Genomic DNA, 16,675 nt, shown 5'->3' on the forward strand with positions numbered 1-16,675 from the left:
AGCGGCCGTCTAATCGTGGAGTAGTATTTCCCCATGTCCAAGTTATTGCTCGGCCTCTGCGGCGAACTGTCAACCCATCCGTGGCGAGGGCGGCAAGATCGTTAAAGGGTTTGGAAACTGCTTCAACGAGACGTGTGGTGGCGTCGGCCGTGGCGACGGCATTGACGGGAATACATCATGTCAACCGAGTGGAAGCACCGCGTCAGACTGTTTATCCAGCGTTTCTGGCAGCCGACCAGTGCGTGCATGACCTGCATGCCGGGGAGCTGGGGCAGTATCACGAGCCTCGCCCATTGGACGATTGCATTTCATACCGGTCTGCTTACCGGACTCCTGGCTGTACTTTTGACTTTCACGCCCGCGGCGAAACTCTACGCGCATCGATACGGCAATGCGCTGGTCGTTGGCTTCCTGACAACGCTAGGCGACGCCTACTCGCACACGAGTCACTACCGTATCCCCTACGTCGAGCACATCGCGACGGGTGCAATTTCAGGTCTCTTGACACTGGCGGCCTCATATCTCTTCGAAGACCGCGCACGACGCCTTCGGGCGGTATGGGCTCGAGTTTTCAGATAGCTTATCCGGTGACTTTCCGAACCCTCCTGGCCGAACGGAAAGAGGCTCCCCGGTGTGGCTACGCTTCATGATTGGGAGACTGCGTATGGACAACGGGAATTCGCGGCCGTTACATGCGCCAGCGTCGGGGTGCGCCGCCAGTTTCAGCCAATCGCACCAGATGGCGGATTCAACCGGAATAGGGAGCGTTACTTGATCTGCCTTTGCGGCATTCAGATCTCTGCGTACATAAGGCGGCGTTTCAAGGAGCTAATGTCAAATGTGGTGTACGACAGTCGAGCAGCATGATCAAGCGGCAAGCGGTTGAGCAGGAGCCGGTGTGCTCTCGGTCACCGGTGTTCCGTCCTTGAAGGGCACGCCGTTCAAGATCTGTTCGATTTTGTCGACACCGCGAATGCGGCGCCATGATTCCTCTGCTGCTTCGATGAGCTTGAAGGCCATGCCGAGGAAGGTCGCGCGCGACAGACAGTTTCGCGTGCGGGTCGTGCGGTGGCGGACCGTCGCGAAGGTCGACTCGATCGGATTCGTCGTGCGCACATGCTGCCAGTGCTCGGCCGGGAAGTCGTAAAACGCGAGCAGCTCGTCGCGATCCTTCGTGACCTTCTCGACAGCTTTCGGATATTTGGCCGTATAGGTCGCGACGAACTGATCGTAGGCGACGATCGCATCGGCGCGCGTCGCGGCGTTCCAGATCTCCGCGAGCGCGGCCTTGGCCTTGCCCTGCTGCGACTTCGGCAACGCGTTGAGCACGTTGCCGATCTTGTGAAACCAGCAGCGCTGGTGCCGCGTCTGCGGGAACACTTCCTCGAGTGCCGCCCACAAGCCCATCGCGCCGTCGCCGACGGCTAGCAGTGGGCCGGCTTGTAGACCGCGAGCCTTCAGATCGAGCAGTAGCTCGACCCACGAATCCTTCGACTCGCGGTAGCCGTCGGCGAGCGCGACGCGTTCCTTGCTGCCGTCTGGCTTCACGCCGATGATCACCAGCAGACATTGCCCGTCGGAATCCTCGCTGCGCGCCCCAGTATGAATGCCGTCGGCCCACCAGTAGACCCAGCGGGCCGCCGACAAGTCCCGATTGTTCCATTGCGCGAATTCGTCCGCCCAGATCGCTTTGAGACGAATGACGGTATTTGCCGACAGGCCTTTCGCCTGGTCGCCGAGCAATACGCTGAGCGCTTCGCTCATGTCGCCGGTCGAGACGCCGCGCAGATACAGCCACGGCAGCGCCGACGACACACGCGGCGACTTGCGCACGTAGGGCGGCACGATCTCCGAGTTGAACTTTACCCCCGAGCCCGAGCGATCGCGGACCTTCGGCACCTGGACCGTTACCGGTCCGATTGCCGTGACAACGTCTCGCTCAGGCAGATAGCCGTTGCGCACGATCGCCCGCCGGCCGTCCAGCGTCTTCACGTTCGAATATTGCTCGAGCAATGCCTTCAATTCCGCCTCGATCGCTTGCTGGATAATCTGCCGCGCGCCTTGCTGGATCAACTCGTCCAGGCCGACGGGCCCCTTGAATTCTGTTTCCGTTGCTTGACTGTCGTTCGCTTCCCGATTACGTTTCGCCATGGTGGTGGATTGGTTGCTGGGTTCGTTACCTTGGAAAGCAACATTCTCCTGCAATCGCCACCGCCTCCCGCCGATTCCGCTCCACACCGCCGTACACCACTTCCGACATTAGCTCCGTTTCAAGCCGCCGGTCGCGCTCCGAGGGCTTGCCACGAGGGAGCGTGGCCGATGCCATGCAGGAATACCTCGAAGTCTCGCCGCGACAGCGCGATCGTAGCGGTGCTATCGAGCGGATGAAACAAAAAGATCCGTTCGTGGGCCAAATCCTCGTCGATTACGAGGCGAACGTTGCGCGCGTGGTCATTGATCAACGCGAGTGGGCTCAATGATCCCGGCCGAACACCCAGTAGGCCGAACAGGCGGTCGGCCGAAACGAACGACAGACGCTTGCTGTTCAGCGTTCTCGCAACAGCCGACAGATCCAGCGACTTCTGCGCAGTCGTCACCACAAGGTACAACGCCCCCAACTTGTCCTGCAGCAAGAGATTCTTGCAGCGTGCACCTGCCAATGAGAGGTTGAGTGCTCCCGATTCCGCCATGTTGAACACCGGTTCGTGGTATTCGCAAGCAAACGGCACATGCCGTTGCTCGAGCAGTTCGAGCAGTTCGTCCCTTTCTATCATTTCCCATTCGATCCAGAATGTTGCGAAGGCCGGCCGCGAACTCGCGGTCGGCCAGGACCCTTCCAGTTACAGTCGCCGATGCACCTCGAAGACCGGGTACGAAGCCTGGTCGATAGCCGACAAAGTGTCGTCGCGAGACAGCAGGCCAGATTCCTCGAGGATAGCCGCCAGCGGTCGACCGTCCGCAACCGACTGGCGCGCCAGCTTGCTCACACGCGCATATCCAAGTTTGGGCACGAGCGCCGTGGCCACAGCCATCGAATCCATCAGATGTTGCTCATTGCGCGCGACGTCTGCCGTGATGCCGGCAACACACTTCTGCGTGAACCGCTGAATGCCGTTGGTTAGCAGCATGATGCTGTCGAACACGCGGGACGCCACGACAGGCTCGAAGTGATTGATTTCCAGTTCGCCATACTGGACGGCCTGAGCCACCGCGACGTCATTGCCGATCACCGCAAAACTCAGCTGGATCATGGCCATCGGCAGGACCGGATTGACCTTGCCCGGCATGATCGACGAGCCGGCTTGCGCTTCGGGCAGGCGCAATTCCCCCAATCCACCCACCGGACCGGATGACAGAACTGTCAGGTCCGATGCGATCTTTGCGATGGATGATGCGCAGGTACGAAGCTCGCCCGAGACACGCGAGAACACGTCCATATTCTGCATCGCGTCGAACGAGTTGGTCGGCGCAACATAGTCGACGCCCGCGATATCCGACAGGTGCCGGTAGACGGCGGGCCGATACCCAGCGGGCGCGCCAAAGCCCGTGCCGATCGCCGTGCCGCCCAGCGGGAGCGTACGCAGTTTGTCGCGCACTGCCGTCAGTTCTTCCGCCAGACGTCGTGTAAGCGACGAGTAGCCGCCGAAGAGCTGGCCGAGACGCATCGGCTGCGCATCCTGCAGACACGTACGACCGAGGTGGAGGACGTCGGCAAACTCGGCAGCCTTGCTGCCGAATCGCTCGGCCAGCTTTTCTACTTCCGTGATGAGCGGCCCGAGCATCGCATACGTCGCAATCTTCAGCGCGGCCGGATATACGTCGTTCGTGGATTGAGATCGATTGACATGGTCGTTGGGATGGATCACGTCATACGAGCCGGGAGCATGGCCCAAATGCTGTTGCGCCCGATTGGCGATAACCTCGTTGAAGTTCATGTTCGTCGAGGTTCCACCCGAGCCCTCGAGCAGATCGACGATCAGAGAGTCATCGAACTTGCCTTCAATGATCTCCTGACATGCCCGACTCATTGCATCGCATTGCTCCGGCGTGACCACGCCGTTGTCCCGGTTCGCGAGCGCAGCCGCCCATTTGCACTGAGCGAAGGCCACCCGGAACGCCGGATAGTGCGCAATGCTGAGCGGCGAAACCGTCAGGTTGTCGACGCCCCTTACCGAGTTGACGCCATACAATTTGTCAGACGGGATATCGACTTCGCCGACATAGTCGCGTTCCGTACGCGTTTCAGCTTTGGCTGGACTGATCATGTGTGTTCCTGTTTCCAACATCAATGAGTTGTTCAATTTCCTGGCCGAGTGCCTTTCTTACCCGTGGCAGGAACGACGTTTCGATAACTTCGCGTGCTGCGTCACACGCGTCTTCGAAGAAGGCACTGTATTCGTCCCGGCGGGCCACCAGATACAGCGACCGTTCGAGGCCCAGCCTGTCGACAACGTGGGTGGCCACCTGATCTGCATAAGCCGCCCCCTGAAGCAGACACATCGGCGATGTCACGGCCCATCCGATGCCTTCGGCAACCATCGACGTGAGCGCATCGGCGTTGTCTAGTTCCAACCGGGTCGGCGTACGCACTTCGATTCGCCGCAGATAGCGCTCGATCTGCATGCCAACCTGTGAATTCCGGTTAAAGCGCACGATGGGCAACGCATTGGCCAACGCTCTGATGTCCTCCACGGTTCGGACCGACTTGCGAAGATCCTTGGGCGTGATGACAAGGTACTTCTCGGAAAAAAGGCGGTACCGCACCACGTCGTTGGCGTCTATCAGCGCGTCGCTCGTAACGATGAGATCCAGATCGCGCCGCAGCAGCGCCTCACCTTGCTGCGGGCTCAACCCCGTACGTATCGACAGTTGCGATACCTTTCCCAGCAACCGCTTCGTAAAAACCGAGCCGCACGTGGCCGCAAACGAGTCGACAAGTCCGATGCGAAGGTCCGGCTTGATTCCTCGCCCCGCTTCGACAACCTGAGCCTTCAGATTGGCGATTTCCTCGCTCAGCACCGCTCCGCGATTCCTCAACGCTATGCCGAACGGTGTCAACGCGAGGGGACGTGTCGTCCGATTGACGAGCACAACTCCCAGTTCATCTTCCAGTTGCCGGATGATCTGCGAAACACCCGATTGGGAAATGCCCATGCGCGCGGCTGCCCCCGACATGCTGCCTTCCTCTGCCACCGCGACGAAGACCTGTACCGCGTACATATCAATTGGCTTGTTGGACGACATGATGGGCTCCCCTAGTTGCGTTCAGCAGGCGTCACCCGGAGTGCGCTAACGCCCGTCGGCATGTCAACCGCCAGCATGCCCGTTGCGACGCGCCGACGTCTGCAGGCTCATGTTGCGCTCGCCGTCGAGCGCCGCCTCATTTCCGCTATGGCCAGTACTCATATCCGAAAGATTCTCACTGCCGGTTTCCGGTGCAAACAAGTGGCAGAACACACCGCCGACCACCAATACGGCAACACATGCGCCGAGTGCCGCGTGAATGCCGACATGTTGTACGGCCACCGGCAGGAGGAATGTGCTGATTGCGGAACCGAATCGGCTGGAGGCAACAGCCAGCCCTACACCCGACGCGCGCAGATGGGTCGGGAAAAGCTCGGGCGGGTAGACGAATTCGAGGTTCGCCGCGGCCGAGAGGATGCAGGCGAAAATACCGAACGAGAGTATCGTGCCGAGCGGTCCGAATCCGGCGTATGCGAGCACTGCGAGCCCGAGCGCGGCAAGATAGAAGCTCCCGATTAGAAATGCACGGCGCGAAAGTCTGTCGGCGATCAGCAGTCCAAATATTGCACCGGCGAAAAGCAGTACGTTATAAACGAGTCCGCCGACGAAACCGTCTTTGACCTGCAAGGCTTGAAGCACCTTGGGAGAAAACGTACCAAGCGCGAAATACGGAATCACCTGGCACGTATAAAAGACGCAGCCGACCAGGGTGTTCTTTCGCCAGCGGGCCGAGAACAGTTCCGACCATGCGCCGCGGCGTTGCGAGGGGACTGCTGTCGACGCAAGCAAAGTCGTTTCCGGACCGAATTTGGCACGTATGATTTCCAGTGCCTCGTCTTTCCGGCCACGCTTCATCAGCCACATCGGTGACTCGGGTACACCTAGGCGAAACGGCAGAATCAGCAGCGCCGGAAGCCCACTGGCGGCCAGCATGATTCGCCACGCATCCGGGCCCATATCGCGAATGGCAAAGCCAGCGAGGTAAGCGCCCACGTAACCAGCAGCCCAGGCCGCTGCGAGGACGCTCAGGAGGCGGCCACGATAGCGGCGCGGAGCAAACTCCGTTACGAGCGACTTACTCACGACGTAGTCGGCGCCCAGAATAAGCCCAAGCAGCAAGCGCAATACCAGCAGTTGGGTCGGCGACGTTACGAAATACTGGGCTGCGGATATCACCGCAAAGAGCAGCATGTCGAATGCGAAGATGGCGCGGCGGCCATACCTGTCCGCGACGGGACCGGCGAACATGCTTCCGAAAAAGAGGCCGGCAAGGGACGCCGCACCAAGCGCACCCATCCAGATCGCATTCAGGTGAAGTGTGCCTGCCGCCATGCTCACGGCGATTCCGATAATACCCAGCACGAAACCGTCGCTGAACTGTCCGCCTGTACCGCTGAACGCCACGCGCAGGTGGAAGCCGCGCAGCGGAACGTCCTCCAGCAATATCTGTTTGCTCACTTTCGTCTCCTGGGACTTTAGTTATCACCGAGGCGCTTACCGGCGCCTTCAGAAACCAGTGTAGAGACTCAAATTCACGAAAACAGCATATCAATCGGCAGTATCAGTGATTCTTATAGTATGTCGCGCGGAGGTTGAAGTTGAACACCCAAACGGGCCGCAAACGGGTTGAGCCTCGAATCACGGACTGTCACTGCGTCAGATGCTCAGTGAATGGTTCATGGAGAGAGGCTGGAACGAAACTCGGCTTGGATGCGTTGCGTGTGGGCCGTTGATCGATCGATGCCGTTTGGCGTGAAGACCCGTGTGCTACCCAATCGCCACTCAGGATCTCGGCCTTACCTTCGACGGAGGATGCGGCAATGGGATAGAAACGGCATGACAAACACTTTCCGCCAACCTTCAGCGACACTTCGTGTTCGGCGACGAGTTCGTCATCGTCCAGATGAACCTGTTCGATGTCCTCGGAAATCGGGATGAGTGATGTGTCGACTTCGTACACTTCGCCGATCACCGGAACGCCCCGAGCTATCGTTGAAAGTGGTGTATGCGGCGTAGGGTTGAGGCAGGAGAAGGCGGTGGCGATTGAAGGAGAATGTTGCTTCTCACGGTAACACTTCCTCAATCGAACTCCACCACCATGGCGAAACTTACGCAGGATACGAGCGGCAGTCAAACAACAGAAGCAGACATCAAGGGTACGCCCGGCCTGGACGATCTGATCCAGCAAGGGGCGCGGCGGATCATCCAGCAGGCAATCGAGGCGGAACTGGCGGCAATGCTCGAACAGTATTCGAATGTGAAGACGATCGATGGCCGGCGCGCTGTCGTGCGCAACGGGTACCTGCCAGAGCGCGAGATCGTCACGGCAGTCGGTCCGGTGCCCGTTCAGGTGCCGAAGGTCCGCGATCGTTCGGGCTCCGGCATCAAGTTCAATTCGACGATCGTGCCGCCCTATGTGCGCAAGTCGCCGCGCGTGTCATCGTCGCTGCCGTGGCTGTACCTGCGAGGAGTCTCAACCGGCGACATGGGCGACGCACTGTCCGAGCTGCTCGGCGAACAGGCTAAAGGGCTGTCAGCGAGCGTCGTGAGCCGCCTGAAGGCCGCCTGGTCAGAAGAGTACGAGAAGTGGAACAAGCGCGACCTGTCCACCTCGCGCTGGGTCTACTGGTGGGCCGACGGCATCCATACGCAAGCCCGCGCAGAGGATTCGGACGGGCAGTGCCTGCTGGTGATCATCGGCGTGAAACCGGACGGCAGCAAGGAGCGCGTGGCGCTCAACGACGGCTATCGCGAATCGAAGGAATCCTGGAAAGAGCTGCTGCTCGATCTGAAGAAACGAGGTCTGCAGGCGCCGCCGCTGCTTGCCGTCGGCGATGGCGCGATGGGGCTGTGGGCGGCGCTTGAAGAGGTGTTCCCGCAGACACGGCACCAGCGCTGCTGGTTTCACAAGATCGGCAACATACTCAACGTCATGCCCAAATCGCAGCACGGCAAGGCCAAGGTTGCGCTCGCCGAGATCTGGAATGCCGCGACAAGAGCCGACGCAATCGCCGCGTTCAACCAGTTCGTCGACACGTACGCGGCCAAGTACCCAAAGGCCGTCGAGAAGCTCACGAAAGACCGCGACGCACTGCTCGCGTTCTACGACTTCCCGGCCGAACACTGGCAGCACGTGCGGACCACGAATCCGATTGAATCGACGTTCGCGACGGTGCGCCACCGCACGAGCCGCACGCGCAACTGTCTGTCGCGCTCGACCTTCCTCGCGATGGCGTTCAAGCTGATCGAAGCGGCCGAGCAGACCTGGAGGAAGATCCGCGGCGTCGACAGGATCGAACCGCTTCTGAAGGGCATTCCCTTCAAGGACGGCACCCCGGTGATGGAAAGCACACCGGCTCCTCAAGCGCTAGCCGCCTGATCATGCCGCCCGACCCGCGTACACCAGTCTTGACGATTGCTCGAACGCCCCACTTGTCGATCACAAGGCCCGGATAGTTGCCGAAGTCGTACAGTCTCCCGATCAACGTCGACATGCCAATCAGTCGAGGTTAGAGCACTTCATTGTGTTCGGCCGCAAGCCGAACGTCATTGACTTCGCCGGCGCGCAACGTACCGTAAGCAAAGATATGGGGCATCATTCAGGAATTCCTGGGTATTGACACATGTCTGCTCATTGCGGAACGGCAGTCGGCGCGGCGATGCTTTAGCGGCATCGTCGCGCCTGATTGGATCGGTATTCCAGCGAACTCAGCAGGAGATGACGACTCAAAACTCGTGAAACATTTCCTGAATACGTGACGGATCTTTGGTTACCGTCAGCGCAAGCATCAGAAGAATGCGGGCCTTTTGGGGGTTCAGGTCGTCGCCGAGAAGACCCAAGTAGGCCGGATCTTCCGGTACGAACCCGCCACCCGTGCGGGAGGAGCGGACCACGACTACACCGTGCGCAATTGCCTTCTTGATTGACGGAAGGGTAAGGAGCGATTCGCTGCCTGCCCCGACGCCAGCGACGACAATGCCCTTTGCGCCATGCGCTACCGCGGCGTCGTACATAAATCCGCTGTCGTTCTGGTAGCCATACACGATATCGACTTCCGGCAGCGAGGCAAGCGTCGACACATCGAACGGCGTTGATGTGGTGTGATGCTTCAACGCTGACGTCTCGAAATGCGGAACCTCGTCGACCAACGTGCCCAAATAGCCGGCGTCATTTCCTTTGAACGTATCCAGTGTGGTGCCATTGGTCTTCGTGGTGAAGCGCGCAGAGCCGATCCGATCGTTCAACACGATCAACACGCCACGTCCACGCGCCTCCGGCGAAGCGGCAACGGTGACTGCCTGCAGGAGGTTGCTCGGGCCATCCGCACCGATGGCCGTCGACGGTCGCATCGATCCCGTTACCACCACCGGCTTGTCGCTCTTGATAACGAGGTTGAGGAAATACGCGGTTTCCTCGAGGGTATCGGTGCCGTGCGTAATCACGACACCCGAGACATCCGGTTGAGCGAGAAGCTGATTCACGCGCTTGGCGAGCCTCAGGAGAATGTCGTTAGTGATGTTCTCGCTTCCGACATTCGAAATCTGTTCACCAGACACCTGTGCAATCTTGCCCAGTGACGGTACCGATTTGAGAAGTGCGTCCGCAGTGAGTACGCCCGGTTTGTAGCCTGTTGTTTGCGTCTCACTCCCGGCAGTACCTGCGATTGTGCCACCAGTTGCCAGCACCGCTACGTTTGGAAGCGCTCCGGATGTTTTGGGTTGCGCCATGGCAGGCGTCACTGACAGCAGGCAAAGTGCAATGCTGGCAATCAGTCGGCGCATGTAATTGCTCAGATGAGCGTGGTCGTGTCTCACGAACGTCTCCAGATTGGAAGAGTGGAAAGCTGGATAACCCGTCTAAAAGGCGCAATGCAGGGAATCAGATTTCAACGAAAGTCGGCGATCGAACGCAGGAGTGACCAACGCGTCACGCATGTCCGACGCGGACGAGTGTAGTGACACATTCGCGGAGTCAAATTAGTGGCGCGACATCATTAGAAAAATTGATTGTGTGATGTATGGTCGATGAAGGTGCGCGCACTCCTCAGCGCTCCGTCCAACTGCTGCACATGCCTTGCGTAACGGGCGCTCGCTCTTGGCCGCGGATTGGGCTAGAGACGAATCGGTCTCGCATCTGAATGAGACGATCCCAAATTGATCATACGAGACTGCCAATAACCGGTTGCGCGCGGATGCCCCAACGACAACATCCGGCCGAGAGGCGGCGACGGGTCGAAAGGACGGAAACTCTGAAATTGACAGCAGGCATACCCGCCTTTCAGCCAGAGCCAGCGCGACGGTCAGCAATGGGCCGGATAGCGTCCGCCGGAAGAAGCGCACACTCAATCTCCCTTGGCTTGAAAGGAGATTGTCATGGAATCCGGGGATGTTGTCGTTGGCCACCGTGTGCCATGGAACAAGGGCAAGCTCACCGGGCAGAAACCGCCGTTAAAGCTCCGAGAAATCTGGGCGATACGGACGAGACTTCAGATGGCGTCGAACCTTCGTGAGTTCGCGATGTTCAATCGCAATTGATAGCAAGCTCCGGGCGTGCGATCTTACGCGGTTGCAGGTCCAGGACGTCCGCTACGGAAGCCACGTGGCGTCTAGGGCGACGATCATGCAGCAGAAGACCCAGCGACCGATGCAATTCGAGATCGCGGAACAGACCCGTGAGAGCCTCGAGGCTTGGATCGAAGCGCGAGGACTGAGGGCCGCATATTTTCTGTTCCCGAGCCGGTTGCATACGTCACCGCATCTATCGACGCGGCAATATGCCCGACTGGTACATCGCTGGGTTGCGTCGATCGGCCTTGACGATGCCGGGTACGGATCCCACACGATGCGCCGCACCAAGGCTTCACTGATCTACCGGCGAACGAAGAATCTTCGAGCGGTGCAGTTGCTGCTCGGACACACGAAGCTAGAAAGCACAGTTCGCTATCGCGGCATCGAAGTCGACGATGCCCTTGAGATGGCAGAGCAGACGGAGGTTTGATGGTATCGCGGTCGGCGAGCGGTCGCTTGCCGGCCACAAACGGCCATTCACATGAGTCGTCGGTAGGACGGCCAGGCGTCGGCTCCGCCCCGTAACCGGCCATCCGTTTGTCAAAGACGAATGCTCCTTTATCGGCCTTAGCCGACGTTCACCATCGATTCTGCCGTTGGCTGCAATCGACTGCAAAGCGGACGTCGGCGGGAGTGAGCCCGAGGGAAGCCTAGATCGATTCAGCGCATGGCATCTGCATCGCGTTGAGCGTGCTGCGTTCAGGCCGGGCGCGACACCGAATCGATCGCATCGCGGCGCACCTTGTCGACGTATTTCCCGAACGCGATGCTAGAGAGCAGGCCTGCCGCGAACGTGATGGCAAAGGCGGCGAGCGTTTCGAGTGCTGAGTTGTTGTAAGGCATGGTGTTCGACTCCGGTGAGGGAATGGCGTCAACGCCTGAGTGCGTGACTGACTTCATGCTAGGTGCGCAACTGGACGCGCCGTGTCCGGAAGCGCTGCGAATCCGCTGAAATCACGGCGATGAAATGAAACGGGGCCGCTCGTGGCGGCCGCGTGGTTCAGGAGGGTTCAGCGCGGATCAGGACTGCGGCAGGTAGCGATAGCGTCCGATGCGCAGCACGGTTTCCTCGTGCCGATTCTCGTAGTAGACGGCCAGCAGGTTCATGTCGTTGGCGGTCAGATGGTTCCAGTGGCCGTCCTCCATGCGTAGTTCCTTGAAGCTGAGACCGTCGTCCTGGCTCACCAGCATCGTTGCGCCGCTGCTCGAGGTAATCAAGCTCAGGTCTCGCAGCGCGAAGCATTGGCCGATGTGGATCGGCGTGTCGCGATGCGTCCACGCATAGCCCTTGTCGGAGGTGAACAGTTCCGACGCTACGCACATCAGCCCGCCGCGCGAGCCGAGGTGAACCGATGTCGTGCTGGACGCGGTGTAGCGCGAGTTGCTGTCCCAGTCGCATTTTTGCCACGCTTTTGCCGCGCCGTAATACATGACGAACGGCGGCTGCTCTGGCTTCTTCTTGTCGCGCATGTACGACCAGTCGTATTTGCAGAACGCCAGCAAGCCATTGCGGCCGGGCAGGGCGCAGATCCTCTCGATCACCACGCCCTCGTCGGTGCGCGGCGTCTGATCCCAAGGCTCCCAAGGGCCGGCGAGATCGGCCCCGCGGAACACGAGGGTTTGTGCATACGAGCCCGACTTGGTGGTGTCGGAAAAGAAGCCTTTCTCGACATAGCTGTAACGCCGGTATTTCGTCGCGGTCCACAGCCACATGCCGTTGAAATACACGATGTCCTGATAGGACAAGTGCCCGTCATTGAGCGATAGATTGCTGTTGTTCGCGGGCGCCGGGCCGGCACTGCGTTGCCAGTTCAAGGTGTCGCGCGAGTAATAAAAGCCCGCGGGGCGCGAACTGCGCCACACGCGGTGCCACACGATCCACACGCCGTTGACGATTTCGAGCTTGCCCACGCTGACATCGTATTCGGGCGCGTCAAGCCGCACCTCCTGCCACTGCAAACCGTCTTCGCTGCGATAGAAGCGGTCCTTGGAATCGATGCTGGCCACCACCAGCCAGATCTTGCCGTCGGTGCGGATGTGAGTAATCTTCTCCGCTTCGCACGGCGGCTGCGCAACTTGCTGCCATTCGAGGCCGAGCAGGCAAGGCTCGCCATCCTTCACGATGGCCACCGACTGCTTCTCCAACTGTTCCAATGCCTGCTTCTGCTGCCATTCCGCGCGTTTGCGTTCCTTGATCGCCATGACCGAGGAATCGAAATCGCCCTTGACGAAAAACTCGAGCTGCTCGGCGGCTTCGGTGCACACGCTGGAAAATGCATTGAGCGTGTGATCGATCTGGTTGTAGTAGCGCTGGAACTGGTCGCCCCAGTCTTCGTTGTCAGTGGAGTCGTCCAGTACGTAATCGGAATAGGCAATGTCGTCCGAGAATTCGAATTTGGGCAGGTTCCAGCGCGCAATCCGGCTGTTCGCTGCGTACAGCGCCGATTGGTGCTCCGACAGAAAATCGCGCGCCCTCTTTCGGAATTCGTTCAGGCTCGACAGCACCGAACGTCGCCCGAGGCCGTAGGCGGCGGAGCCAGCCTTGTCCGCCAGACCGCTTAGGAAACCGCCGTCGGACGAAGCCATGTAGAACGAATATTCCATGGCTTTCATGGGCACGCTGCTGAATTCCGCCGTGAGCCGCAGATTGGCCCAGCCGGCCACACTCAATAGCTTGAGCACGTCCGAATAGGAGGCCTCGAAACGCAGCGCGCGGTAGCGCACCAGGTTCTTCCAGCCCTGCGTGTCCGCGCTCAGCTTGCCGGCCGCATCCAGCACAGCGGCGTGGTCCTCGCCGTTCACCATCGCCAGCAGGTTCGGCAGGCTGTCCTTCAGGTTCGCCGGTTTGAGCATGCCTAGCACGATTTTAATCGCCGGGCTTTCGATCGGCTTTTGCGCGAGCGTCAACAGGAAGAAGGCGTCAAGCAGCCAGGTGGCTTTCTTGTTCTCGTCGTCGAGCAGGGCCTGCATGATCGGCTGACAACGCAGTGCTTTGCGCGGATCGTCGGCTAGCGCGAGCACGTCTTGGCGCAACTCAGGCACGCAAGCATGGTCGGCCAGCAGCGCGATGAATTCGCGCGCCGGGCCGTTGAGCGCCGCGGCATTGTCCACGCACAAGGCCAGCAGCAACAGGTAATCGCGCTTGGCTTGTTGGCTGCCGCAGGCGTCGAGGAAGCTGTGCGCGGTGATGTCCGGCAGCGACGACACCAGCGCGATCTGCTCCGGCGCGGCTTCCGCGTCCAGAGCGGGCTCCCCGGGCGGCACGTCGAGTCCGTGCTGATCGCGATACACAGCGATCGCCAACTGGCCTCCGCCGATGATTTCGCAGGTCAGATCGCGAATGCTGTAGGTCGCGGCTAGGCCGTTCAGCTCCTGGCCGAAGAATTTGGCGATAATTTTCTCGCGCGCCGCGTCGCTGGCGCACAGTTCAGGGTCGCCGATCAGGTCGGCGACCCTCTCGTAGTGATCGGCCAGGAAATACAGCGCATTGAAGCCGACGCCGGAAATCGACTTCTGGATATAGGCCGAGTCGATGTCGTGCGCATCGGTCGACAGCGCGACGGTGGCGCGGTATTGATCGAGGCCCACCACGCCGATCTGATCGATCAAATCATTGATGAAATCGAGCAGGCGCACGGTTTCGTCGCAATTCACGCCGAGCTTTTCCAGCGTGGTGATGAGGTAATTGCCGACTTCGCGGCCGGTCAGCATCGCGCCCGGATGCTGGCGAAGGAAATCGTAGGCAAGTCGCAGAACCAGCAGGTTCTTGGGGATCGGCGCGAAGCGCCGCTTGTTGGCCTCGATATTTAGCGCCCAACTGCTGAAATTCGTGTTGTTCTCGACATGGCGCAGGCGCTGATCGATCCGGTCAACCGCCTGTTCGAGAAAATCCCGGGTTTCGATGATCACTTCGTTCATCGTCCCGAGGTTGTTGCGGATGACCGCGATGCTTTGCGCCGTGATCAGGTTCTGCTGCTGCAATTGCTGCAGGTAATGCCACGCAAAGCGCTGCATTTGCAGCATGTCCGCCTGGTTCAGCGCCTGGTTTTCGCTGGTCTTGCCGCTAACCGCATGGGTCAAGCGCTTGAAGAAACCGGCTTCCGCCTGGCGCGCCAAGCGCTCCTGGCTGGCCGTGACGAGCCTCGATGCGTCCATCGCCAATTGCTGCGTGACGGTGGCATTGGCTCGGTGCTTTTCGACGAGCGCGGTGATCGCCGCGAGTTCCGAACTGTCGAGCGGTGCCCCGAAAATTTCCGCGGGTTCGCTCAGGCTGGCTTGATTCATCGTGATATCTCAGAGATTGTTGATTTTATTTTTCAGGCGCGTGCCCTGCGCCTGCATGGTCTTGATTTGCTGATCGAAATGGCGCTCGGACAACATGAGCCCCTGATGAAATCCCGCGAAATACGTCTGCGATTGTTGCAGGTACTGCAAGGCGCCATGCGCGTCCAAACCGTTCGCTACCACCTGTTCGGTGGCCGCCAGGGTCAGCTGGAACGACTTCTCGATGTGATTGTCGAGCGCGATATTCATCGCCAGCGAGGTGATCATGCCGCCCACCAGGTTGCCGATCAGTATGCCCACCGGGCCGCCCAGCGCGCCGATCGAGCCGCCCACCGAGGCGCCCACCACGGCGGCGCCGGTCTGGAAGATGTTCTTGCCGGTGCGCGTTTCCAGCTCGTCGCGCGTCATCTTGCCAGCCGCGAACAGCACCAGACATTGCACAAGATCCACGGCGCAGACCGTCGCGCCGGCAATCGCGCCGCTGGCCAGGCTGGTCTGGAACGCCGAACCCGAGAACAGCGACGGCAGCGAGCGCGCCGCGAGGCTGACGCTGGCGGTGGCCGCGCCGGCCTTCAGGGCGCTGTCGCCGGCCGCGATCGCGGTGTCGCGCAGGATGCGCAGCGCCGCTTGCTCGGTGCTCAGTTCGCCGTCGCGCAACAGCTTGATGCTCTGGAAGGTGTTGATGCAGCCGGCCGTCACCGCCGTGATGACGGCCGCCGAACCGGCCGCGCGCAGGCTCTGTTGGACCGTGGCTCTGTTCAGATAGCCGTCCTGCATGCGCTGGTGCATATCCTTGCCTTGCTGCGTGCCGGCGCCGAGCTGCTCGGCCTCAGTCTTGCTGAGCGGGGCGGATTGCACGCCATCCAGCTCGATCTGGCCGGCTGTGTTGTCGCGTACATTCTCGGCCGCGCGCGCCACCTCGGGGCGGGTCTGCTGATTCTTCAGCACGGTCTTGTGCGCGGACGCCTGGATGCCCTCAATCTGATCGGACGGGCCGATGAAACGGTCGGCCCGCTCGTAATGGTGAACGCCGTCGCGGGTCGAACGGAAGGCTTTTTGGGTGGCGTCGGCGTCCTTGAAATACTTCAGTTGCGCGCCCAGCACCTGCTCGCCGTCCCTCATCACCACGATGTCGTGGGTCGGGTCATTTCGCGTCAGCGGGGTTTGCTTGAAGCCGTCGGTGAAGGCGCGCACGTCCTTGTCCTTCAGGATCGCATCGAGATTGAAGGATTCGGCGTGAAAGGTTTCGGCCGCGAAACCCCCTTTGATCGCAGCGTTTTGCGCGGTGGCCGAAATATTGCCCATGATGGTGTTGGCCTGATTGATCTCGCTGATCATCTGGCCGATTTTCCGGGTGGCCTCGGCCGGCCAGATCGGACAGACGCTGACCGACTTGACTAGGGTTTTCTGGTATTCGTTATTCATCACCGATCCTGACTGAAGTCGTGGCTGGGCCGATATTAGGCGCTGCGATAATCGAAGGAGGGCGGCGGTTTCGCGCCGGCGAGTGTCTCGCGTTCGAGCCGGGTCATTATGAATTTGGATCTGGACATGGCATGTCCGGGTCGCGGCCCAATAT

12 protein-coding genes and 2 pseudogenes are annotated in these 16,675 nt (G+C 60.1%); 3 read left to right on the forward strand and 11 right to left on the reverse strand.

Going from position 1 to position 16,675, the window contains the following annotated elements; all coding sequences use genetic code 11:
* Positions 1–177: 177 nt before the first annotated feature.
* Positions 178–579: a hypothetical protein gene (locus FPJ27_RS36575; protein WP_239483224.1), complete on the forward strand. Its 402-nt coding sequence runs from the start codon at positions 178–180 to the stop codon at positions 577–579.
* Between the two features lie 288 nt (positions 580–867).
* Here FPJ27_RS36575 and FPJ27_RS17745 read toward each other — a convergent pair whose 3' ends face one another.
* From FPJ27_RS17745 to FPJ27_RS17770, 6 genes are all read right to left on the reverse strand, one after another.
* Positions 868–2,151: an IS256 family transposase gene (locus tag FPJ27_RS17745; protein WP_204420906.1), complete on the reverse strand. Its 1,284-nt coding sequence runs from the start codon at positions 2,149–2,151 to the stop codon at positions 868–870.
* Between the two features lie 119 nt (positions 2,152–2,270).
* On the reverse strand, positions 2,271–2,774 hold the full coding sequence (locus tag FPJ27_RS17750) for a prolyl-tRNA synthetase associated domain-containing protein (protein ID WP_204421986.1): 504 nt from the start codon (positions 2,772–2,774) through the stop codon (positions 2,271–2,273).
* Positions 2,775–2,840: 66 nt separating this feature from the next.
* On the reverse strand, positions 2,841–4,265 hold the full coding sequence (locus tag FPJ27_RS17755; RefSeq protein ID WP_204421987.1) for an aspartate ammonia-lyase: 1,425 nt from the start codon (positions 4,263–4,265) through the stop codon (positions 2,841–2,843).
* Positions 4,243–5,244: a LysR family transcriptional regulator gene (locus FPJ27_RS17760; RefSeq protein ID WP_204421988.1), complete on the reverse strand. Its 1,002-nt coding sequence runs from the start codon at positions 5,242–5,244 to the stop codon at positions 4,243–4,245. The genes FPJ27_RS17755 and FPJ27_RS17760 overlap by 23 nt, the downstream gene beginning before the upstream one ends.
* A gap of 63 nt (positions 5,245–5,307) precedes the next feature.
* Positions 5,308–6,702, reverse strand: a complete 1,395-nt coding sequence (locus tag FPJ27_RS17765; protein WP_204421989.1) for an MFS transporter — start codon at positions 6,700–6,702, stop codon at positions 5,308–5,310.
* A 190-nt stretch (positions 6,703–6,892) separates the two neighbouring features.
* On the reverse strand, positions 6,893–7,216 hold the full coding sequence (locus tag FPJ27_RS17770; protein ID WP_204421990.1) for a hypothetical protein: 324 nt from the start codon (positions 7,214–7,216) through the stop codon (positions 6,893–6,895).
* An 81-nt stretch (positions 7,217–7,297) separates the two neighbouring features.
* Here FPJ27_RS17770 and FPJ27_RS17775 point away from each other — a divergent pair, with 81 nt between their 5' ends.
* A complete protein-coding gene (locus FPJ27_RS17775) occupies positions 7,298–8,623 on the forward strand; it encodes an IS256 family transposase (RefSeq protein WP_239483157.1) in 1,326 nt (441 codons plus the stop codon).
* 55 nt (positions 8,624–8,678) lie between these two features.
* On the opposite strand, the pseudogene FPJ27_RS36580 reads toward FPJ27_RS17775, so the two are convergent.
* Together FPJ27_RS36580 and FPJ27_RS17780 are read right to left on the reverse strand one after the other, a co-directional pair.
* Positions 8,679–8,840, reverse strand: a pseudogene (locus FPJ27_RS36580) (gamma-glutamylcyclotransferase); the annotation flags it as partial.
* Positions 8,841–8,970: 130 nt separating this feature from the next.
* Positions 8,971–10,059 (reverse strand): type II asparaginase, encoded by a 1,089-nt coding sequence (locus FPJ27_RS17780; protein ID WP_275557388.1) that lies wholly within the window; start codon positions 10,057–10,059, stop codon positions 8,971–8,973.
* 558 nt (positions 10,060–10,617) lie between these two features.
* On the opposite strand from FPJ27_RS17780, the pseudogene FPJ27_RS17785 reads away from it, so the two are divergent.
* Positions 10,618–11,242 (forward strand): annotated as a pseudogene (locus FPJ27_RS17785) (tyrosine-type recombinase/integrase).
* A gap of 269 nt (positions 11,243–11,511) precedes the next feature.
* Here FPJ27_RS17785 and FPJ27_RS17790 read toward each other — a convergent pair.
* The 3 genes from FPJ27_RS17790 to FPJ27_RS17800 all read right to left on the reverse strand — a co-directional run bounded on the left by FPJ27_RS17790 (position 11,512) and on the right by FPJ27_RS17800 (position 16,521).
* On the reverse strand, positions 11,512–11,655 hold the full coding sequence (locus tag FPJ27_RS17790; RefSeq protein WP_175925440.1) for a hypothetical protein: 144 nt from the start codon (positions 11,653–11,655) through the stop codon (positions 11,512–11,514).
* Positions 11,656–11,832: 177 nt separating this feature from the next.
* Entirely contained in the window at positions 11,833–15,096 is a 3,264-nt protein-coding gene (locus FPJ27_RS17795) for a hypothetical protein (protein ID WP_204421991.1), read from the reverse strand.
* A 9-nt stretch (positions 15,097–15,105) separates the two neighbouring features.
* A complete protein-coding gene (locus tag FPJ27_RS17800; RefSeq protein WP_204421992.1) occupies positions 15,106–16,521 on the reverse strand; it encodes a hypothetical protein in 1,416 nt (471 codons plus the stop codon).
* Between the last annotated feature and the right edge of the window lie 154 nt (positions 16,522–16,675).

It is taken from the genome of Burkholderia sp. MS455 (assembly GCF_016899445.1).
Taxonomy (GTDB): Bacteria; Pseudomonadota; Gammaproteobacteria; order Burkholderiales; family Burkholderiaceae; genus Burkholderia; species Burkholderia pyrrocinia_C.